The 20,845-nt window shown below is 47.6% G+C and carries 16 protein-coding genes, 2 tRNA genes and 1 rRNA gene; 15 read left to right on the forward strand and 4 right to left on the reverse strand.

Going from position 1 to position 20,845, the window contains the following annotated elements:
* Positions 1–60 precede the first annotated feature (60 nt).
* The 7 genes from I1H34_RS10810 (at position 61) to I1H34_RS10840 (ending at position 7,629) form a co-directional block, all read left to right on the forward strand.
* Positions 61–1,677 (forward strand): hypothetical protein, encoded by a 1,617-nt coding sequence (locus I1H34_RS10810; RefSeq protein WP_212665622.1) that lies wholly within the window; start codon positions 61–63, stop codon positions 1,675–1,677.
* Between the two features lie 200 nt (positions 1,678–1,877).
* Entirely contained in the window at positions 1,878–3,332 is a 1,455-nt protein-coding gene (locus I1H34_RS10815) for an efflux RND transporter periplasmic adaptor subunit (protein ID WP_212665623.1), read from the forward strand.
* A 2-nt stretch (positions 3,333–3,334) separates the two neighbouring features.
* Complete coding sequence (locus tag I1H34_RS10820; RefSeq protein WP_212665624.1) at positions 3,335–4,552, forward strand: ABC transporter permease; 1,218 nt, start codon at positions 3,335–3,337, stop codon at positions 4,550–4,552.
* Positions 4,553–4,567: 15 nt separating this feature from the next.
* A complete protein-coding gene (locus I1H34_RS10825; RefSeq protein ID WP_212665625.1) occupies positions 4,568–5,326 on the forward strand; it encodes an ABC transporter ATP-binding protein in 759 nt (252 codons plus the stop codon).
* Positions 5,327–5,408: 82 nt separating this feature from the next.
* The gene (nei, locus tag I1H34_RS10830; protein WP_212665626.1) at positions 5,409–6,230 is read left to right on the forward strand and encodes an endonuclease VIII; all 822 of its coding nucleotides are present in this window, start codon (positions 5,409–5,411) and stop codon (positions 6,228–6,230) included.
* A 207-nt stretch (positions 6,231–6,437) separates the two neighbouring features.
* On the forward strand, positions 6,438–6,983 hold the full coding sequence (locus I1H34_RS10835; RefSeq protein ID WP_212665627.1) for a hypothetical protein: 546 nt from the start codon (positions 6,438–6,440) through the stop codon (positions 6,981–6,983).
* A 139-nt stretch (positions 6,984–7,122) separates the two neighbouring features.
* A complete protein-coding gene (locus I1H34_RS10840) occupies positions 7,123–7,629 on the forward strand; it encodes a hypothetical protein (protein WP_212665628.1) in 507 nt (168 codons plus the stop codon).
* A 27-nt stretch (positions 7,630–7,656) separates the two neighbouring features.
* Here the strand turns inward: I1H34_RS10840 and I1H34_RS10845 are convergent, their stop codons facing one another.
* Positions 7,657–10,299: an EAL domain-containing protein gene (locus I1H34_RS10845; RefSeq protein WP_212665629.1), complete on the reverse strand. Its 2,643-nt coding sequence runs from the start codon at positions 10,297–10,299 to the stop codon at positions 7,657–7,659.
* 257 nt (positions 10,300–10,556) lie between these two features.
* On the opposite strand from I1H34_RS10845, the gene I1H34_RS10850 reads away from it, so the two are divergent.
* A complete protein-coding gene (locus I1H34_RS10850) occupies positions 10,557–11,816 on the forward strand; it encodes a site-2 protease family protein (protein ID WP_212665630.1) in 1,260 nt (419 codons plus the stop codon).
* Here I1H34_RS10850 and I1H34_RS10855 read toward each other — a convergent pair.
* Together I1H34_RS10855 and I1H34_RS10860 are read right to left on the reverse strand one after the other, a co-directional pair.
* Positions 11,813–12,565: a lipoate--protein ligase family protein gene (locus I1H34_RS10855; RefSeq protein WP_249369996.1), complete on the reverse strand. Its 753-nt coding sequence runs from the start codon at positions 12,563–12,565 to the stop codon at positions 11,813–11,815. The two genes, I1H34_RS10850 and I1H34_RS10855, sit on opposite strands and share 4 nt — an antisense overlap.
* Before the next feature lie 122 nt (positions 12,566–12,687).
* Positions 12,688–13,152, reverse strand: a complete 465-nt coding sequence (locus I1H34_RS10860; RefSeq protein ID WP_396124651.1) for a YbjN domain-containing protein — start codon at positions 13,150–13,152, stop codon at positions 12,688–12,690.
* 615 nt (positions 13,153–13,767) lie between these two features.
* On the opposite strand from I1H34_RS10860, the gene hpnH reads away from it, so the two are divergent.
* Genes hpnH through galE form a run of 4 tightly spaced genes read left to right on the forward strand, consistent with a single transcriptional unit; the run spans position 13,768 to position 17,043 of the window.
* A complete protein-coding gene (hpnH, locus tag I1H34_RS10865; protein WP_212665632.1) occupies positions 13,768–14,781 on the forward strand; it encodes an adenosyl-hopene transferase HpnH in 1,014 nt (337 codons plus the stop codon).
* Positions 14,782–14,793: 12 nt separating this feature from the next.
* Entirely contained in the window at positions 14,794–15,054 is a 261-nt protein-coding gene (gene grxC, locus I1H34_RS10870; RefSeq protein ID WP_212665633.1) for a glutaredoxin 3, read from the forward strand.
* An 8-nt stretch (positions 15,055–15,062) separates the two neighbouring features.
* Positions 15,063–16,037 carry a glutathione synthase gene (gshB, locus tag I1H34_RS10875; RefSeq protein ID WP_212665634.1) on the forward strand — a complete coding sequence of 325 codons (975 nt, stop codon included), beginning with the start codon at positions 15,063–15,065 and terminating at the stop codon, positions 16,035–16,037.
* 13 nt (positions 16,038–16,050) lie between these two features.
* Complete coding sequence (galE, locus tag I1H34_RS10880; protein WP_212665635.1) at positions 16,051–17,043, forward strand: UDP-glucose 4-epimerase GalE; 993 nt, start codon at positions 16,051–16,053, stop codon at positions 17,041–17,043.
* A 4-nt stretch (positions 17,044–17,047) separates the two neighbouring features.
* Here galE and I1H34_RS10885 read toward each other — a convergent pair whose 3' ends face one another.
* The gene (locus I1H34_RS10885; RefSeq protein ID WP_212665636.1) at positions 17,048–18,400 is read right to left on the reverse strand and encodes a DUF3370 domain-containing protein; all 1,353 of its coding nucleotides are present in this window, start codon (positions 18,398–18,400) and stop codon (positions 17,048–17,050) included.
* A 490-nt stretch (positions 18,401–18,890) separates the two neighbouring features.
* On the opposite strand from I1H34_RS10885, the gene I1H34_RS10890 reads away from it, so the two are divergent.
* The 3 genes from I1H34_RS10890 to I1H34_RS10900 all read left to right on the forward strand — a co-directional run bounded on the left by I1H34_RS10890 (position 18,891) and on the right by I1H34_RS10900 (position 20,729).
* Positions 18,891–20,393, forward strand: a 16S ribosomal RNA gene (locus I1H34_RS10890).
* Positions 20,394–20,565: 172 nt separating this feature from the next.
* A tRNA-Ile gene (locus I1H34_RS10895) sits at positions 20,566–20,639 on the forward strand.
* Positions 20,640–20,653: 14 nt separating this feature from the next.
* Positions 20,654–20,729: transfer RNA gene (locus tag I1H34_RS10900), tRNA-Ala, on the forward strand.
* Positions 20,730–20,845: the final 116 nt, after the last annotated feature.

The following is a 20,845-nucleotide window of genomic DNA, read 5'->3' on the forward strand; positions in this document are numbered from 1 at the left end:
ATAATGGATTAGATATTTCCAGTCCAACGGAGTATTGATGTCAATGGAGTGAGATGAACCGTGCCTCGACGACGCAATCCTTTTCGGTACCTTCGCGAATGGGTTTTAGTTCTACTCTTTATCGCGATGTTTGCGTTATGTGTGGTGGGATTTAATCAGCCTTCTTCTCCTCCTACCCAGGCTACCCAGACAGCTTCTGAACCACAACTTGGGATGAATTTAGGGGAGGTGGTAAGTTACACCAGTCAATGGCCGTTTGTGGATGCATTTAAGCTGTCTCGCCCTTGGTTCTCTGGGCGCGAAGGGGCTGCTTTTGATGAGGGAGGCCCCTTGCAACTCACCTCTGAAGGTTGGGTTGCGGCCTTAGAACCCAAGCATTTTGCCGAGACCGTGATCTTTGACAATGGCAAAGGTCACTACCCGGCTGGGAAATATACTCTGCTGTATGACGGAGAAGGGGAGATTAGCTTTAACTTTGGTAGTGCCACCATTGCCAGTCAGCAGTCTGGACGGATGGTACTGGACGTAACGCCAATGGAGACGGGCATTTGGCTGAAAATCAGTCGGACAAATCCCCAAAATCCGATTCGGAATATTCGCTTGATTCTGCCGGGTTTTGAATATGCCTATCAGCAACGCTCCTTTCATCCATTGTTTCTAGAGCGGCTGCAACCCTTCAAAACCTTGCGGTTTATGGATTGGATGGAAACGAATGGCTCTGATATTCAAGAATGGAGCGATCGGCCCCAAGTATCGGATGTGACCCAAGCAGCTGGCAAGGGGGTGGCCTTAGAGTACATGATTGATCTGGCTAATACCCTGCAAGCGAACCCTTGGTTTACCTTGCCCCACAAAGCTTCGGATGATTATGTTCGTCAATTCGCGACGATGGTGCGTGATCGGTTAGATCCTGGGCTCAAGGTGTATGTGGAGTATTCCAACGAGGTGTGGAATAGCGCTCCCGACTTTAATCAACATCAGTATGCTCAGGCCCAGGGGTTAGGGTTGAAGCTGGCGGAGGATCCCTATCAAGCTAGCTTGCGCTACTATTCCCAACGGTCCGTCGAGATTTTCAAACTTTGGGAATCTGTATTTGGCAGTCGAGATCGCCTGGTGAGGGTGTTAGCGTCTCAGTATGTGAATCCTTGGACTGCAGAGCAGGTGCTGACTTGGCAAGATGCTTACAAATCTGCAGATGCCTATGCCATTGCCCCCTATTTCAGTGGGGAATGGGATTATCTGGAGAACTTACCGCAACTCCTAAACAGCTCTGAAGCCGAAATTTGGCAAAAGATGGAGGCGGAAATTAGATCCTATGGACCGTTTCTGCGAGAGAACTATAGCCGTATCCGAGATGAGTTTGGGTTGGAGTTAATAGCCTATGAGGGAGGACAGCATTTAACCAGTGCCGCATTTAGCGAAGCGCATGAAAAGAAGATTACTCAACTGTTTACCTCCCTCAACCGCCATCCTCGAATGGCCATGCTGTATCAGCAGTATCTCAATCAATGGCAAGAGGCGGATGGGGGATTGCTCTGTCATTTTGTAGATGTTTCACCCTATACCCGCTTTGGCAGTTGGGGAGCGCTGGAATATCAGAACCAACCTTTAGAAACTGCACCAAAATATCAGGCATTGGTGGACTTTATAGAGCAAGGTTCGCCTCAACAAAAATAAAGCTGACTTTATATTGGCTTTTCTTCTATTTGGGGCTTTGTTCAAGTTTAATCAGGAAGCTGTCTAGATTTATGGGGGGCTGGGGAACCCTGCAGGGAAGGCTAATCGTCTCTAAGTCTAAGGGCTGAGTTTTAGAACTAAGACGGCAAGCGAGATGAATCCTCGCTAGAATGAGAAAAGGTTACGAAATATTAAGCAACGTGTATATCGAACTTCCTGTAGTTGGCAAAGTCAAGAAACCTAAGGTGTGGGTGATTGGCCTTGTAAGCGCCATTGTCTTGTTGGGGGCAGTCGGGGCTAGATCTTTTGTCAATCGGTCTTCGGATAAACCCACCCTAGAAGACTTGACGGTCGAGGTGGAGTCAAAAGATGTCACCCTCCGGATTGACGCTAGCGGTAGTATCACACCGGCCAAAAGTGTCAACTTAAGTCCAAAGCAAGCAGGCGTTTTGGCAAAGCTGCTGGTAGAACAAGGAGATGAGGTTGAGAAAGGGCAGGTGATTGCCCGCATGGATACTCGTGATTTAGAAGGTCAATTAATTCAAGCGAATGCCTCTGTTGCTCAGGCAAAGGCGCGGCTGTCGGAGTTGCAGGCAGGTAACCGCCCGGAAGAAATTCAACAGGCTAGGGCTCGTTTAATCCGAGCGGAGGCCCAACTGGCCCAAATCGCGGGGGGTAATCAATTGGAAACTATTGCCCAGGTCCAAAGCCAAGTGGAGTCAGCAAAAGCCCGTTTGAGGTTGGCCTTGACTCGTCTGAATAGTTTTGAACAGCTTTATAAAGCAGGGGCAGAAACCCGCGATCGCAGAGATGAAGCACAAGCAGAAGCAGATACCGCCCGAGCCAACTTAAGAGAAGTGCAAAGACGTCTGCAAATTTTGCGGCAAGGGTCTCAACCTGCAGAGGTCCTAAGGGCTAAGGCTGATGTGGCGGAAGCTCGTCAAGCCTATCAATTGATGCAAAAAGGCAGTCGCCCCGAAGTGGTTCTGCAAGCAAAGGCAGCAGTAGCTGAGGCCCAAGGCCGTCAACGGGTGGTCATGACCCAGGTTAACGATACGATTATTCGGGCTCCCTTCGGAGGCATCATTACCCAGAAATTTGCGACGGAAGGGGCCTTTGTAACGCCCACAACTACCGCATCGAGCACTTCGTCGGCTACGTCGACTTCTATCGTGGCCTTAGCTCAAAAACTAGAGGTGTTGGCCACTGTTCCTGAAATCGATATTGGTAAGATTCGACCGGGGCAGATGGTTGAAATTCAGGCGGATGCTTTCCCCGATCAGGTATTTAAGGGGCGCGTTCGGTTAGTGTCTCCAGAGGCGATTGAAGAGCAAAATGTGACTTCCTTCCAGGTCAGGGTAAACATTGCTTCTGGGCAAGACAAGTTGAGATCGGGAATGAATACAGATTTAACGTTCTTGGGTGACACTGTCGCGGACAGCATGGTTCTGCCAACCGGTTTGATTGCCACAAAAGATGGAAAAACAGGAGTCTATATTCCTGATGAAGATGGAAAGCCTAAGTTTCAGCCTGTAACGACAGGTTCGTCTATCAAGAATCAAACTCAGATTCTGGAGGGGGTAACACCCGGTCAAAAAGTTTTTGAAACTTTCCCGGAAGGCCAAAAACCTGAAGATTTGAAAGAGGAAGAGTAACCGTGGATATCCTCGAAAGCGTAAAAATGGCTTCAGCGACTCTGGTCGCCAACCGCTTGCGCAGTAGTTTGACGATGCTAGGAATGATTATTGGTAATGCGTCTGTCATTGCCATGATTGCCGTTGGGCAAGGGGCCCAAAAGTATGCCTCAGGACAGTTTGAGTCCCTAGGACCCAACATTCTATTTATCGTTCCTGGAACTGATAAAGCCCGGCGGCAGACCTTTGAGGTACCGAAGACTCTGGTGTGGGCCGATGCCAAAGCCATTAAAGAAGCTGTATCTGCTGTTCAAGCTGTTATCCCTCAACTTCAGAATCAGTTGACCACTATCTATCAAGGATCGAATACAACGGCTTTGGTGATGGGGACAACAGATGACTATCCGATTGTGCGGAACCATGATGTGGCCAAAGGTCGATTCCTCAGCTCGCAAGACATCCAGCGAGGCAAGTTGGTGGCAGTGTTAGGCACTGACCTGGCCAAGCGATTGGTGGGGTCTGAAAATCCTATTGGCAAGCGAATTCGGATTAAAAACCTCAATTTTGAAGTGATTGGCCTGATGGAAGAGAAAGGCTCTTTCCTCGGGAGTAGTCAAGATGATGTGATATTCATCCCCATTTCGACAATGGCAAATCGGGTGGTGGGATCTACATCCCCCTTTGGGACTGAGCTAACGTTTATCTCCGTCTCGGCTAAAGATGAAGCGAGTATCCCATCGGCAGAGTTTCAGATTCGTAATTTGTTGCGCATACGCCACAAAATTATTAACGAAGATGACTTTACGGTTCGGACTCAAAAACAGGCTTTGGAAATCATTGGCAATATCAGCGGAGCCTTGACGATCATGTTGGCGGCGATCGCCAGTATCTCTCTGCTGGTGGGCGGCATTGGCATTATGAATATCATGCTGGTATCTGTGACAGAGCGTATTCAAGAAATTGGTCTACGCAAAGCTATTGGGGCCTCCCAATCTGATATTTTGGTCCAATTTATGATTGAGGCTATTATCCTGTCCGCTGTAGGCGGCATGATTGGTACTTTTGTGGGCGTGGGTGGCACGGTGATGGTAGGCAGTCTCACCCCTTTGGAAACAGGTATTTCCGTTCCGGCTGTGATGTTGGCTGTTGGTGTCTCGGGTGGCATCGGGCTGTTCTTCGGGGTCGTCCCCGCTCGACGGGCAGCTCAACTCGATCCAATTGTGGCCCTTCGCAGTGCTTAAGGGAAGGATAAGACTATGACAACCACACAGCCGAAAGCTCAATCCCTGACGGAAGAGAACCCAGAACAGGCCATTATTCGCCTAGAGCAAATTACCAAGTTTTATGGTGAGGGAGAAACGGAAGTCCGAGCCTTAGATGGTGTGAACCTGGTGATCAACCCTGGTGAATACTGCTCGATTATGGGGGCATCTGGATCCGGTAAATCCACCATGATGAATATGATTGGCTGTTTGGATAGACCTACTTCAGGACAGTATTTTTTGGATGGAGTGGATGTCGCTCAACTTACGGATACTGAATTAGCCTTGGTGCGCAACCGCAAGATTGGGTTTGTCTTTCAGCAGTTTCATTTGCTGAGTCAGGTCAGTGCTCTAGAGAATGTAATGTTGCCGATGGTCTACGCCAATGTGCCCGTAAAAGAGAGACGAGAGCGGGGTAAGGCAGCTTTAGAACAAGTGGGTTTAGGCGATCGGATTCGCAATAAACCCACTCAACTTTCTGGTGGACAACAACAGCGGGTAGCGATTGCTCGGGCTATTGTCAATGAGCCTGTTTTATTGCTGGCGGATGAGCCTACGGGGGCTTTGGACACCAAAACGACGAATGAAATTCTGGACATCTTCTCAACTTTAAATGCAAGCGGCATGACGGTGGTGATGGTAACCCATGAGCCAGAAGTAGCGAAGACAACGCAGCGAGTCGTTTGGTTTCGAGACGGCCAAGTGGTTCATTCCCATCTCGACCCAGAAGAACTTCATACCACGGCTTTCTGAAGCTGATTCGAATGTCGTTCCAAATGATACGGATACGGTATTGTTCTATTCTTTGGGGATAGTATTCCCTTCTGTAGACTCCATGCCCGAAGGACCTGAAATTAAGCGAGCTGCAGATCGTATTGCGGGTGCGATCGCAAACCAACCCCTCCAAGAAGTCTGGTTCGCCTTCTCCCACCTAAAAAAATACGAAGCTCAATTAGGTGCAAGTCAAATTAAACAGGTAGAAACTCAGGGCAAAGGCTTGCTGCTGCACTTTGACTGTGGTCTAAGCATCTATAGCCACAACCAGCTCTACGGTAAGTGGATGGTCCGAAAAGCCTATAGCTACCCCCAAACGAAACGCCAATTGCGGTTGGCCTTGCATTGCGATCGCAAATCCGCTCTCCTTTACAGCGCTTCAGATATTGATGTCTTGGATGCGGCTGGGATTCAGGAGCATCCCTTTCTAAGTCGGATTGGGCCAGATGTCCTCAGTTCTAAGACGACCGTCGATCAGGTGCAAGAGAGACTGAGTTGCGATCGCTTTCGCCGTCGCCGCCTCACAACCTTATTCCTCGACCAGCATTTCCTGGCAGGGCTGGGGAATTACCTTAGAAGCGAAATCTTGTTTGTTGCCAAAGTGCATCCCTCCCTAAGACCTGTAGATTGTACCGATGAGCAGTTGGAGAAACTGGCAGAAGCAGCCCTAGCTTTGCCTAAGCAGTCCTATGAAACCGGAGGCATCACCAACGATATTGCCTGGGCCGCTAAATTGAAATCCCAGGGATTTGCGCGGCGTGTGTATCGTCATTGGGTTTTTGCCAGAGCAGGGCAGCTCTGTTGGGTCTGTGCTACCCCAATTGTCAAAGATGCTCAAGGTGGGCGTCGGTACTATTACTGCCCCCAATGCCAGGAAGAATGAGTATGAGCCAGGGACTATCTCAGCAAGAGATAGGATTGCTCAAAAGGGGGGATTGAACCTTGCATAATTTGAGACTTCAAACTCTATGGAAAGTTGTGATCGAGTACAAAGGAGCTTTGTGATTTAACGCAAAACCCTCGATCTTCTATTTGCAGAGAATATTAGTAGAGCCTCACTTGTCGCGTAATGCGTGCAGAAGGTTGAAACATGCAAAAACAACTAGATCCAATCAAACTATCTTTTTTCCGTCAATTGATACCCCATCGGCAGATAGCGTTGACTCTTTCCACTCCCATAGAGCAGGCCTACCAACGATTAGATGAAGCTTTCGCTGGTGATATTAGTTTGGGTGGTAGTTTTGTGCAATGGCCTCAACATTATTTGGAACAAATTCCCCGACATTATTGGGGACATATTAACGGCAACCAGTTTGTATTGCATGGTCCAGAGGCTTACCGTCAGTTTTGTTTTCGGACACGGGGTTGCTTTGCTATCCAGGGAGAACAACTTGTCCTTGAGCTATGGGTTCAATTGAGCCGTCGCGATGTTTTTGGTCTGTTATACGTCCTGGCTTTTGTATTCGGCTTTCTGTTCTTCGTAGTCCAGGAGGTTGGAGTTGTATTTATCCCTTTCCCGCTATTTTTTCTGGGCTTTATCTACTTAGCAGTTCAGTGGCATTTATCTTATTATGCTGCTGAAATAAGCAAATTGGTTGCGGATATTGTCAATGGCACTCTGTTAAATTTTGACTGAAAGCCTGACAGATGATTGGAATTGTGAAAGCGTCGAACTCAAATCTAAAAAAGCCTGGAAAACTATAAATTTAGTTTACTGTTAGTTAGATATGAAGGTACAAAACAATTCGTGTAAGCAGAGTTTTTTGAGTCGATTCTTGCCTCATTCTCGATGGATTTTGATAAGTTCGACGCCAGGATCACAAGCATATAAAAATCTTGAAGAATTTCTGGCTAGAGAAATTGTCATTAAGAAAAAAATCACTCGACGACATCATCAGAGTTTTCGCTTAACGGGAACCTATGTTTCTCAAAGTAGTTATAGAGGACAGCTAGATAGAAACAAACTCACTTTGTATGGACCTCGAGCTTATCGCCGGTTTGATTTTTGTACTCAAGGTTTGTTATTCAAGGCAGGAAATAAATTGGTTCTGCATTTATTGATTGATTCACTAACATGGGTAGCTGGTATATATCTGATTTCTTCAGGTGTTTTTCTATATAGTATTGTTTGTGGTGAACTTCCTTTTTACTACCTTGCATTCCTAGGAGTCTTGTATCTCAGCTTTCAGCATGATTTCTCTCATGCGGAACGTCAAATCCCTCAACTCCTTGAAGATATTTTGAATGGCACATTATCTAATGAAGTTGAGGTTCATGAATGAGTAAACTGTATCTAATTGTCTCGAACCTTAGACTGTTGTAGTGGGGATAGCTGGTATATGAGGTTGTTGCTGATTGGTTAAGATTGATTCCACTGCACCTTTTTTAAGTGGGCGTGAGAATAAATAACCTTGGGCAAATTCACACCCCATTTCTTGTAAATACTCTTGTTGGATTTTAGTCTCGACACCTTCTGCCACCACTTTCATATTCAGGTTTTGACCCAGATTGACGATCGTCCGTACAATGGCGAGCCCATTGTCTTGATCCATCCGGGAAACAAAAGAATAGTCCACTTTTAAGACATCAAGGGGAAATGCATACAGGTAACTGAGGGAGGAATATCCTGTTCCGAAGTCGTCAATCGCCAGATGAATACCCAGCTTTTTCAGATTGTTTAATTGTTCTGAAATATTAGGTGCATTACTCAGAATGACTCCCTCAGTGATCTCCAGCTTTAGGTGATGGGGCTTCATACCCGTTTCTTGAATGATGGCAGTGACTTTCTCACAAAAGGTGGATTGCAAAAATTGATGGGCTGAAATATTGACGTTGATGGTTAGCTCAGCTGAACTAGGATAGGATTTCAGCCAATGGGCCATCTGCTGACAGGCTTCAGTTAGCACCCACCAATCAATGGAGACCATCAGCCCCGCATCCTCTGCCACGGGGATAAACTCTGAGGGTGGAATTAACCCTCTCTTAGGATGAGCCCACCTCAATAAAGCTTCAAACCCTACGATGTTTTCAGTGCTGAGATCGACAATGGGTTGATAGACCAAGTGCAGCTCATTATTGCTAATGGCTCGTTGTAAATCGGTCTCCAATTGCAGTTGGCTGTTGACTTGGGCTCGCATACCTGAAGAAAAAATCTCGAAACAGTTTTTACCCTGTTTCTTTGCGCGGTACATGGCAGTATCCGCGTCTTGCAACAGTTCTTCTGGCGCTTGGTAGTCTGGACTGGAGATAGTTATGCCAATGCTAGCGCTGGTATAAACTTCATGCTCCTCTAAGGAGATCTTGGCTTTGAGGGCTCGTAAGATTCTTTGAGCAACGTGAATTGCTTCATCTGCATCTTCAACTGTGTCCAGAAGAATAGCAAACTCATCACCGCCAAAGCGTGCAATGGTATCTTGCTTGCGAAGACATTGCTGTAGTCGTTGGGCAACTTCGATGAGCAGATGGTCTCCAACCCCATGGCCCAAGCTGTCGTTAATAATTTTGAATCGGTCTAAGTCGAGAAAAAGAACAGCAAACAACCGAGACTGATGATGTTCGGCCATGCGAAAGGCATGGGTCAATCGCTCCATGAACAGGACCCGGTTGGGTAACTGGGTCATTTCATCATGCTGAGCTTTGAATTCTAGCTGCGCTCTGGTGGAGTAATAGGCCGTGACGTCAGTTTGAGAACCAGCAATTCGAAAGGCTTGCCCCTGTTCATTGCGGAGGGCTAGGCCGCGACCTCTAAACCATAGGTATTCCCCATTGTTGTGGAGGATTCTATATTCACATTCAAATTGGGGTGTATCACCTCTCAAGTGAGCCGATAGATCCTCCGTCACTCGGTCTTGATCCTGGGAATGGATGCGTCCAAACCATTCGTCAGGGCTGTCACCAATTTCTCCTTCAGCGAAGCCCAGCATGCTTTTCCAACGATCAGAGAAGTAAATCGTGTTGGCATGTAAGTCCCAGTCCCACAGACCGTCGTTAGCCCCCTTGGCTGCGGCTGCATAGCGTGCTTCGCTCAGCCGCAGTTGCTGTTCTGTGCGGCGATGTTGCGTAATGTCTATGAGGTAACTACGGATCAGACCACTCTGGAGAATGCAGTAGATGGCTTGTTCGTAAATCGAACTGCCAATTTCCATTTCTCGGACAACGTATTCAGATTGTTCCTGGACTAGCTTCTCGTATAAGCCATCTGTAAGGGGGTGACGTTTAATGGTTCGTAATTCTGGAAATTTGTTGGAAGCAGCGGGATTGATATAGGTAATGTTGCCGTCCAAATCTGTCTCAATGATCGGCAAAGGTGTCAGTTCTGGAAACGAAGACAGCCGCACAAAAGCTGCATCACCAGAATGTTTTTGGACGAGACTTTCTTGAATGGCTTGGGGGTTGCCTAGGGTCGCTTTATGGAAAAGGGTTGACCCCGGTGCAAGATTTGGTCTAGGTAAAGGAATGGGTAAGGATTGAACCTTGTTTTCTTCTATATCAATCCTAGGATCAGTGAGGCTAGACGTAGAAACATAAGTGGCATGGATATGTTCGCCAAAAGAGACTACATCATGATCCTGTAAATCATGAATAAAGGATCGTTTACCATTCACCCACAATCCATTTTGGCTGCGTTTCCCGTTTAGATCGCCATCAATGATCCGAAAAGTGTGTTGTTTGGTATTGACATCGCAGATCCTTAACAAAAAAGCGTGATTGCGGGATATCGTTTGGTCATCTAACACGATGGCATTCGCTTTGTGGCGTCCAATCGTATAAGTGGCGTCTTCTAGAGAAATCAGCTGTTTCTTCTGATCGATCTCAATCGCAAGAATATGGTACGTTTGCCGGTTCGGATGAATAAGAGCTTCAATATTCCTTGCAGTTGATGCAACTTTCTTATCCTTGCGGCTAAACGCAATGGTGTATTCCTCTTCAGGGGAATTTGGGGAGTGCAGCATAGGAATGTTCGATGCTCTGTTGAGTCGGAGGATTGCAAAAATGCAATTTACTGGACCCAAAGATTGGTCTCACTTCCTGTTTAGTGTTCCCATGCCGGCCAGGATTGGAGCAGCTAGAAGACGGATCCCTGTCTTTCGCTCGGCTGCCCTTTACTAAACAATCTTGAAGAGTGTAGGGAATTTACACCATCGGCTCTACACTCATCACAGGAATGCGGACATTACCATAGAAATAAGGTTTCATTGAGACAACCGTTATGCAGCAAGGTTCAAATGCAAACAGGCAGATAGGGGTGGTTTTTGGTATTCCTCTCTATGTTGACCCATCCTGGTTTTTGATTCTGGCATTAGTCACGTTTGCCAATGGGGTGTCCTGGCAACAGCTCTATCCCAATTGGCTAGCTGGAACAGCTTGGGTGGTGGGCTTTGTCATGGCTTTACTGCTGTTTGTCTCTGTGTTGCTCCATGAACTTGGCCATAGCTTAGTGGCGAGATCCCAAGGGATAAAGGTTAATTCCATTACCCTCTTTTTGTTTGGCGGTATTGCCTCCATTGATGAAGAGGCCAAGACTCCAGGCCATGCGTTTCAAGTTGCGATCGCAGGTCCTGCCGTTAGCATCAGCATTTTCCTATTTCTCAGTCTCTGCGGAGAGTTTGCCGCAGCTGAAAGTCCTGCTCGGGTTTTGTTGCAAAGCTTGGCAGAAATTAATCTGGTCCTAGCCCTATTCAACTTGATCCCTGGATTGCCTTTAGACGGTGGCCAAATTCTCAAAGCATTAGTTTGGAAAGTGACTGGCAATCGACTCCAGGGAGTGCGATGGGCTGCTCGTGCGGGTCAGGCATTTGGTTGGCTTGCCGTGATTGTAGGCCTCGCGTTTACCTTCCTACTAGGACAGATCAGTGGCGTGTGGGTGACAATGCTGGGATGGTTTGGTCTCCGCAATGCCTATAACTATGAGCAGTTTTCCCAGCTCCAAGAAGCATTAATCCAGCTCCAAGCCCAAGATGCAATGACCCGGGACTTTCGGGTGGTAGATGCTGAAAAACCTTTGAGTCAGCTTACTGATCATTACCTTCTAGATACGATGCGCCGTTCCGCCTATTTCGCGGCATCGGAAGGCCGGTATCGCGGCATAGTAGATATTGATGGCCTCAACACCATCGAGCGTAGCCAATGGGACGTACAACCGATCCAATCTGTTGTGCGGTCCTTTCAGCAAATCCCTACAGTGCGTCAGAATACGCCGATCACAGCAGTGATTGAACTCCTAGAAACGGAGCAGCTACCTTTGATCACTGTCTTATCCCCAGCAGATGCCGTTGCCGGTGTTATTGACCGAGGAGATACGGTTAAAGCGCTGGCGAAAAAGCTCAACCTGCCCATCTCGGATGAAGATATTCGCCGGATCAAAGATGAAGGCAGTTACCCCTCCACCCTCCAGCTCCCTGCTATTGCTCGATCCGTTATGGGGGACGTGATGGTTGCTGAACCTACTCCAGAAACCAGTTCACATTAATTTCCAGCTATATGATTTTCGATTGGCGTTGCCTTTACTTGTTTAATGGCTGCCAGCTCTTTTGGAGATAGCGGTTCACAAGTAAATGTGGCTTCAAAGCAGGTCTTTGCTGCTTCAATCAAAGCAGAGATAATTGCTTCCTCCGGTTGCTGGAGAAGAGTCGTGTCTTTTTCTGGAAGATTTGTAGATTCTCCAAATACTTGTTCGGCCAGCGTTGGGCTCGGATTGAGTCGCATGGAACCATGTTGCAAGACCGTTTGGCCTTGCCAAGCTTGGGCACTGCCAATCAGTTTGCACCCATTGTCTAGAACTAAATCGGCATTGGTGGCGGTCGCGAAACAGCTTGCTTTTTGAGCATAGTTCCGGCGGGGTTCGCCAAAGTGCAGGTTGATCCCTAGTTCTCGCCAACCCTGAATTAAAAATTGACAGAGATCTTCATAGGCTTGGCGGCGATTGCGGTGAGGATGCAGAAGTGTGAGCCCATAAGTCAGATCCCCTTCATGCAAAACCGCCCGACCACCAGTCGGGCGACGCACCAAATCGATTGGACTACCCTGCCAAGTTAGGTCTTGCCAATGTTGAGGCCAAGTCAGCTGATTGCGACCCAAAGAAATTGCAGCAGGCGTCCAGGTATAAAACCGCAATGTGGGTGGATGGTTGTTGTGATGGCATTGATCAAATAACCATTGATCAATGGCCATCTGGGTTATGCCATCAGTATTGAGGTAAGGAATTAATCGCCAATCCAAGATTAAACCGCGTCCAGCTCGAAAGCAGGAGTTTTATGAGATTTCTGTAAACCTTTAAGGGTTATGGTTTGGGCTGCTTAAGTAGCTGCTCTGAAAACTAGGAGTCTCAATATAGACGAGGTTTAGGCTGCAGCGGCAGGGAATTCGGCCTGCAATTCGTCATCATGGTCATCGGCAATGGTAGCCACCAAAGTAATGAGATGAGAAATTTCCCCAGGAGACAAATCAGCCACTGAACGACTGGTAACAGCAACAACCTGCTGACTAAACATACTAAAGTGAGCCTCAAACGTGCTCAACCAGTTCAGTTCCAGCAATTTCCGCATGAGGTGAGTCTCATTTTGTACAGGGAGTTGCAATACCGGTGACCACACCGTAAACGAGTCATCTTCTGAGCTGCCTGTCAATTGAATGAATACATCCACTGATCCGTACTTGAACTTCCAAATGTGTCCGTCTTCGGAAGAATTCACCAAAACGTTATTGTGCTGGTCCAGGCTAGAAATAACCGTTTCGATAATGTCCGTATAGTTAAGGGTTTCGTCTTCGTTTGACATATCAGGATTAGTTTCAGTTTTATAGCTCATCATAGACAAACTATGTGAGGTTTACAGATGGGCGAACTGGCTAGAAAGTAAGTTCAACTTATAAAGAGTCGATTTGAGGGAGCTAGCAGAAGGTAGCCTTGAACTAAATTTTCCCAGTCAACGGGCTAGTTTCATTAAAAGCCTACTTTTACTAGAGTGAGAACTCATATCGCTCTCTATCTTGCCCTAGGGGTTGATAGAAATAAACATTCCATTGATAAAGATTTAATTTACTCAACCTGGCCTAGACTTCCAATCTGAAGGTTTAAATAAGAGTTGGCTGCCTCAGTTAGGAGTTAATTCAGGTTATCCTGTGCAGAATGCAGCGAAACCCAAATCCCCATAGGCTTTGTAATATCTTGCATTTTAAGGATATATGGAGATTGGAAGCCAGACTGAGCCCTGATTGATAAAAAAGTTTGATACCTTGCCGTTGAGGCTTTGAACGCAACGATTGTGGACCGTGGGATCAAAAAGCTGCTCCGAAATCAGTGCAACTTCGCTGCCTTTCTTGCGTCAAATCTGCTAGAACAAGGTCATACCGTTGACTTTACGAAATGTTATAGTTTCTGCCAAGGATCTCTTGCAGGAATGTGGTTTTGAGGAAGTGAATCTATGTCGATTAGTCTGAAAGAGGCCGTTGAGGTTGGAACCTATCTCGTTACCCAACGGATGAAAGGTCGGAAACGATTTCCATTGGTTCTAATGCTGGAGCCCTTATTTCGCTGTAATTTAGCCTGCTCTGGCTGTGGCAAAATTCAACATCCACCCGAGATCCTACGCCAGCATCTTTCCCCGCAAGAATGCTTTGATGCAGTGGAAGAATGCGGCGTCCCTATCGTCTCTATTCCTGGCGGTGAACCCCTACTCCATCCCCAAATCGAAGAAATCGTGGCGGGATTAGTCGCACGCCGTAAATTTGTTTATCTTTGCAGCAACGCGATATTGCTGGAGAAAAATCTCCATAAGTTTAAGCCCTCTCCCTACTTGACCTTCAGCATTCATTTGGATGGGTTAAAGGAGCAGCATGACCACTGTGTAGATCGTGAGGGAGTTTTTGACGTGGCGGTAGCTGCAATTAAAGCGGCTAAGGCTAAAGGATTTCGGGTCACCACTAATACAACCGTTTTTGATGGTGTAGATCCCAATGACATGCATGAGTTTTTTGATTTCGTCAGTTCCCTCGGTGTTGATGGAATGATGATTTCGCCGGGCTACAGTTATGAGTGGGCCCCGGATCAAGATAGTTTCTTGAAACGTGAGCAAACTAAAGCTTTGTTCCGTCAAGTACTTGCTCCATTTCGCTCAGGCCAGAAAAAGTGGAACTTTAATCACAATCCCTTGTTCCTCGACTTTCTGACGGGAGAAAAGGATTATGAATGTACGCCTTGGGGCAGCCCTAGCTATAGTGTTCTCGGTTGGCAAAAACCTTGCTACCTGTTGAATGAAGGACACTATAAGTCCTTCCAAGAGTTGTTAGACAATACGAACTGGGATCAATATGGCCGGGCTAGCGGTAATCCCAAGTGTCAAGATTGTATGGTGCATTGTGGGTTTGAGCCCACTGCTGCTGTAGATGCGCTTCAACCCAATAATATGGGTCGAGCTGTTGCGGGTTTGTTTGGATAAATTACTGAAACTATGACTGCACAAGTAGAAATTTATACTTGGGCCGCTTGCCCATTTTGTATTCAAGCCAAACAGCTACTCGATAGTAAAAACATCAAATTTACCGAATATGGCATTGATGGGGATGAGATGGCTCGCTCTGAAATGGCTGAACGGTCCTTTGGACGGCGTTCTGTTCCGCAAATCTTTATCGATGATGAACATATTGGTGGGTGCGATGACCTTTATGAGTTAGAGGGACAAGGTAAACTGGATCCGCTGTTGCAAACGTAGGGTGCAGCGTGAAGCTAGCATTTATCATTGATCCCATTTCTGCCTTAGATCCTGGACACGACACGAGTGTTGCCTTGATGGAATCTGCACAAGCCGCTGGCTATGAAGTGTGGATAACTCAATTTGATCAGCTCAGCGTTTTAGATGGACAGGCTTGGGCAACCCTGACGCCTGTATCTCTAAAGCCTGTGGAGCTAGTCGATGGATTGTGGGTAGCGACCAAGGATTGGTTCAAATTGGGCGATTCTCAATTTCAACCTTTGGCTAATATGGATGCCGTGTGGATGCGAAAAGATCCTCCGGTGACTGTTTCGTATTTGTACACCACTTATCTCCTGGACTATGTTGATCCTCAACAAACCCTTTTAATTAACCATCCGCGAGGACTTAGAGCCGCAAATGAAAAGATGTATGCTCTACAGTTTCGGGATGCGATTCCTGAAACAATAGTGAGTCAAGATAAGAGCGTTATCTTGCAGTTTGTTCAGGATAAAGGCATGGCTGTTCTGAAACCTTTGGGGGGGAAAGCTGGAGAAGGGATCCTGTTGTTACAGGCAGAAGATCGCAATCTCAATTCCCTGATTGAGATCAGTACTCATCGGGGACAAGAGCCAGTGATGGTTCAAATTTATTTGCCCGAAGCCCAGCAGGGCGATAAGCGCGTTATTTTGCTTGATGGGGACCCCATTGGTGCTGTGAACCGCGTCCCTAGAGGGCAGGAGTTCAGGGGCAATATGGCAACAGGGGGACGAGTGGTTAAAGCTCAAATCACGGATCGGGAAAAAGCGATTTGCAATCAACTGGCCCCAGTTCTCAAGCGGGACGGTTTGATGTTTGTCGGGATCGATATTATTGGTGGTTACTTAACGGAAGTGAATGTAACGAGTCCGACTGGGATTCGGGAAATTGATCGCTTAGATAATACGTCTCTAGGCGAAAAGGTCATGAATTGGTTGGTTACTGCTAAACAAGGTCTCTTATAATTAGTCAGCATAAATGAACAAACCCACTGTGTTGGTAACTGGCGGTGCCGGTTACATTGGTTCTCACACCGTTCTGGCGCTGCAACAAGCGGGCTACTCTGTAGTGGTGTTAGACAATCTAGTTTATGGTCACCGCGATATTGTTGAGTCGGTATTGCAAGTTGAGCTTATTTGTGGCGATATTTGCGATCGCAACCTCCTAGACCAAGTTTTCGCCCAACATGACATTGCCGCGGTCATTCATTTTGCCGCCTATGCCTATGTCGGAGAATCCGTCGAAGATCCAGCTAAGTACTACCGAAATAACGTCTTGGGCACCTTGACGCTGTTAGAAGCAATGCTTGCAGCTAAGGTGACTAACTTTGTCTTTTCTTCCACCTGTGCTTCCTACGGCCATCCCAATCAAATTCCCATTCCCGAAGAGCATCCGCAAGATCCCATTAACCCCTATGGGATGACTAAGTTCATGGTGGAGAAGATTCTCACTGACTTTGATCAAGCCTACGGACTCAGATCGGTGCGGTTTCGGTACTTCAATGCTGCAGGGGCCGATCCAGACGGTCGCCTAGGGGAAGATCACAATCCGGAGACCCATTTAATTCCCCTGGTTTTGATGACAGCCCTCGGCAAACGGAAAAACATCACCATTTTTGGCACCGACTATAAAACTTCAGACGGGACCTGTGTTCGTGACTATATTCATGTCACCGATCTGGCCCAAGCCCACGTACAGGGCTTGGAGTATCTGTTAGCAGGTGGAGAAACTAGCGTCTTTAACCTAGGTAATGGCGATGGTTTCTCCGTGCGGGAAGTCATTGATATGGCCAAAAAAGTCACCGGATTGCCCATTCCAGTGGTAGAAGGCTATCGACGAGCAGGCGACCCTGCCCTGTTAATTGGTAGTGCTGCCAAGGCGCGCAAAATTTTAAACTGGCAACCCCAATATGCCGATCTAGAAAAGATCATCACCCATGCTTGGCGATGGCATCAAAAGCGGCATACCTAAGCAGCTATTCTTGCGTCTGCACCGTTAATACTTGAGGCGGAGTGGAATCAGGTGGATAGAGGAAATCAACCTGAACCAGGCGAATATCTTGGGGAGCAATTTCCAGATTCACCAAAGCTTGGGCTGTTTCCCCTCGATGCTGCACAAAATGCACATAGCGAGTCTGGGGACGCCCCTGATCATCTTGATAACGGGCTCGTACCGTTCCTCGAAAGAATACCTGCTTAGCAGGCGGCTCAAAGAATTGGAGATTTCCCTCCCTCTGATCATTCTTGATCGGGGTTTGGAAGGTAATGGCAACTTTCTGCGCTTGGTCGCTGGAATTGTGGAGCGGTAGATTCAGACTATATTGAATCCCATAATTGCCATGGGCGGCATAAGCCGTATCTGGATAGCGAACGATCATCGGTGCACTTTGAATTTGTTGAGTCCCAAAGGTACCTCGATCAACACTACTCAAGACATAGGAATAAGCTTCACCTACCTTCGGAATTTTAAGGGTATAGCCTTTAGAGTCAGGATCGGTAATTTGAGCCCTCCAGATAGAGCCTTTTGCGACTCCAGAAACTCGGCTATAGATCAGTTTTCCGGGTTGTCCCGGTGGGGTAGGGGTTTTGTCTCTCGGACCAGACAATTTGCCCTCCTGTAGTAGCTTTTCCCATTCGGCCAGCGTGGGTTTGCGTTCTTCCCCTCCTGTACTGGTTGGGGCAAACATCGCCAGACTGGCCGCATAAACTTTCCCTGTACTGTGTAACCTTGCTAGCGTAGACCGACCATTGATGGGTGGGTCTAATTCCTTAACGGGGATAGGGAGATTTAACAGCATTCGACTTTCACCTGCTGGAATGATGATTTGAGCGGGCCAACGGTCTTGTCTCTTACCCCTTAAGACATCATCCGTGGCTCGGTCCCCTGGACCCGCATAAACGGCTCCGTTAGGATTAGGCAAATAGGTATCTAAAGGGACAAATGGAGCGTCAGGCTGACTTAAGTAACTCGCTGCCTGGAGTACATTCACTGTGACAGGAGTTTGGCCTGGATTGTGTAAGAGCACTCCCATATATAGAGTCTTTAAGTCATCCGGGGCCGTTGCTTTCGCAATATGGTGAGCAAACACATCGAATCGTCCCTGTAAGTGCTGATCGAGATGTGCGGTCGGGACTGCTTTATCTGTAGCCGGAAACGTAGATAGTAAGATTCCTTCAGTTTGGACAACTTCAGGACTATTACTGTTAAACACCATCACAGAATCAAGTTGGCCTGGTAGTGCTCTAACTTCTTGGGGCTGGACGACAATCTCAGGTTGGGCAGGTGCAGAAGATTGAGCAACGAGTAGAGCAGAGAGCAGGGACAACATAGGCAAGAACCAAATAGAGACAGCACAAACAAGAAAATCTTACTGGTAGATGACGGTTTCCCAATAGTTTAAGGTCCACTATCGGATCATCTATTTATAAAATGAGCTGTTGTTCTAGGATTTTATCGCCATCCAAGTCAGTCAATCATAGGTGGGTAAATCTAGAAAATGAGAAGTGGGTTAACTCTGGCATGAGGGATCTGTAATCTGCAAAGTTGGCTTCCAGAGCAGGATATATCACTGCTGTATCTGGACTTGGATGGACCCAAAAACTTTTTTCTAGAAAATGCTTGACAGTCCAATGCAGTGTTGTTATATTGGTCAAGCGCTCGAAACGAGGTCCGCCTCCGGAAAGCGCCCCGAACCTAGACAAATCAATAGTTTGAAAGATTTTAAGACAATCATCCTCGTCGGAGTTTTTGAACGAAAGGAAGCTTGCTTTTAAGTAGTTTACTAACTTCAACTTTAATATAATTTCAGTACAAATTCTCACATGGAGAGTTTGATCCTGGCTCAGGATGAACGCTGGCGGTATGCCTAACACATGCAAGTCGAACGGCAGCATGAGGAGCTTGCTCCTTGATGGCGAGTGGCGGACGGGTGAGTAACGCGTGAGAATCTGCCTTCAGGTTCGGGACAACAGTTGGAAACGACTGCTAATACCGAATGTGCCGAAAGGTGAAAGTTTTTTCGCCTGAAGATGAGCTCGCGTCTGATTAGTTAGTTGGTGGGGTAACGGCCTACCAAGACATCGATCAGTAGCTGGTCTGAGAGGACGATCAGCCACACTGGGACTGAGACACGGCCCAGACTCCTACGGGAGGCAGCAGTGGGGAATTTTCCGCAATGGGCGAAAGCCTGACGGAGCAATACCGCGTGCGGGAGGAAGGCCCTTGGGTCGTAAACCGCTTTTAACAGGGAAGAAGATCTGACGGTACCTGTTGAATAAGCCTCGGCTAACTCCGTGCCAGCAGCCGCGGTAAGACGGAGGAGGCAAGCGTTATCCGGAATTATTGGGCGTAAAGCGTCCGCAGGTGGCCTATCAAGTCTGTTGTTAAAGCCCAGGGCTCAACTCTGGATCAGCAATGGAAACTGAAAGGCTAGAGTACGGTAGGGGTAGAGGGAATTCCCAGTGTAGCGGTGAAATGCGTAGATATTGGGAAGAACACCAGTGGCGAAGGCGCTCTGCTGGGCCGTAACTGACACTCATGGACGAAAGCTAGGGGAGCGAAAGGGATTAGATACCCCTGTAGTCCTAGCTGTAAACGATGAACACTAGGTGTTGGCCGTATCGACCCGGTCAGTGCCGTAGCCAACGCGTTAAGTGTTCCGCCTGGGGAGTACGCACGCAAGTGTGAAACTCAAAGGAATTGACGGGGGCCCGCACAAGCGGTGGAGTATGTGGTTTAATTCGATGCAACGCGAAGAACCTTACCAGGGCTTGACATGTCGCGAATCCGAGTGAAAGCTTGGAGTGCCTTCGGGAGCGCGAACACAGGTGGTGCATGGCTGTCGTCAGCTCGTGTCGTGAGATGTTGGGTTAAGTCCCGCAACGAGCGCAACCCACGTTTTTAGTTGCCATCATTAAGTTGGGCACTCTAGAAAGACTGCCGGTGACAAACCGGAGGAAGGTGTGGATGACGTCAAGTCAGCATGCCCCTTACGCTCTGGGCTACACACGTACTACAATGGTTAGGACAAAGAGCTGCCAACTCGCGAGAGTGCGCTAATCTCATAAACCTAGCCTCAGTTCAGATTGCAGGCTGCAACTCGCCTGCATGAAGGAGGAATCGCTAGTAATCGCAGGTCAGCATACTGCGGTGAATACGTTCCCGGGCCTTGTACACACCGCCCGTCACACCATGGAAGCTGGCCACGCCCGAAGTCGTTACCCCAACCCTTGTGGAGGGGGACGCCGAAGGTAGGGCTGGTGACTGGGGTGAAGTCGTAACAAGGTAGCCGTACCGGAAGGTGTGGCTGGATCACCTCCTTTTAGGGAGACCTACTTGCTAACGGCCAGACTCACGTATATTGGCTGTTTAGACAAGTCATCCCAAGGTCGGTCGAGGAGTCTTAACTTTCAAACTATTCTAGGTTTGGTGAAAACTCTAGATTCAGGTTCAAGAGTCTTGTACTTTTGAATCTGGTTTCGAGTTAAACACCACGGGCTATTAGCTCAGGTGGTTAGAGCGCACCCCTGATAAGGGTGAGGTCCCTGGTTCGAGTCCAGGATGGCCCACTCATTTTTTATTTGGGGGTATAGCTCAGTTGGTAGAGCGCTGCCTTTGCAAGGCAGATGTCAGCGGTTCGAGTCCGCTTACCTCCACCAAGACAAATTTTACAACTCGATATGGATAATTGCCTCTTGCAAGCTGTCTTGTGTGAACATGACAACCTGCTGGATGCGAGTCCAGCTAGAACCTTGAAAACTGCATAGCATTATAA

It is taken from the genome of Acaryochloris marina S15 (genome assembly GCF_018336915.1).
Taxonomy (GTDB): Bacteria; Cyanobacteriota; Cyanobacteriia; order Thermosynechococcales; family Thermosynechococcaceae; genus Acaryochloris; species Acaryochloris marina_A.

Coding starts and splice junctions, on each gene's coding strand:
- I1H34_RS10825 (WP_212665625.1), top strand. CDS start 4,568: ATGACAACCACACAGCCGAAAGCTCAATCCCTGACGGAAGAGAACCCA.
- nei (WP_212665626.1), top strand. CDS start 5,409: ATGCCCGAAGGACCTGAAATTAAGCGAGCTGCAGATCGTATTGCGGGT.
- I1H34_RS10835 (WP_212665627.1), top strand. CDS start 6,438: ATGCAAAAACAACTAGATCCAATCAAACTATCTTTTTTCCGTCAATTG.
- I1H34_RS10845 (WP_212665629.1), bottom strand. CDS start 10,299: ATGCTGCACTCCCCAAATTCCCCTGAAGAGGAATACACCATTGCGTTT.
- I1H34_RS10850 (WP_212665630.1), top strand. CDS start 10,557: ATGCAGCAAGGTTCAAATGCAAACAGGCAGATAGGGGTGGTTTTTGGT.
- I1H34_RS10860 (WP_396124651.1), bottom strand. CDS start 13,152: ATGAGCTATAAAACTGAAACTAATCCTGATATGTCAAACGAAGACGAA.
- hpnH (WP_212665632.1), top strand. CDS start 13,768: ATGTCGATTAGTCTGAAAGAGGCCGTTGAGGTTGGAACCTATCTCGTT.
- grxC (WP_212665633.1), top strand. CDS start 14,794: ATGACTGCACAAGTAGAAATTTATACTTGGGCCGCTTGCCCATTTTGT.
- galE (WP_212665635.1), top strand. CDS start 16,051: ATGAACAAACCCACTGTGTTGGTAACTGGCGGTGCCGGTTACATTGGT.
- I1H34_RS10885 (WP_212665636.1), bottom strand. CDS start 18,400: ATGTTGTCCCTGCTCTCTGCTCTACTCGTTGCTCAATCTTCTGCACCT.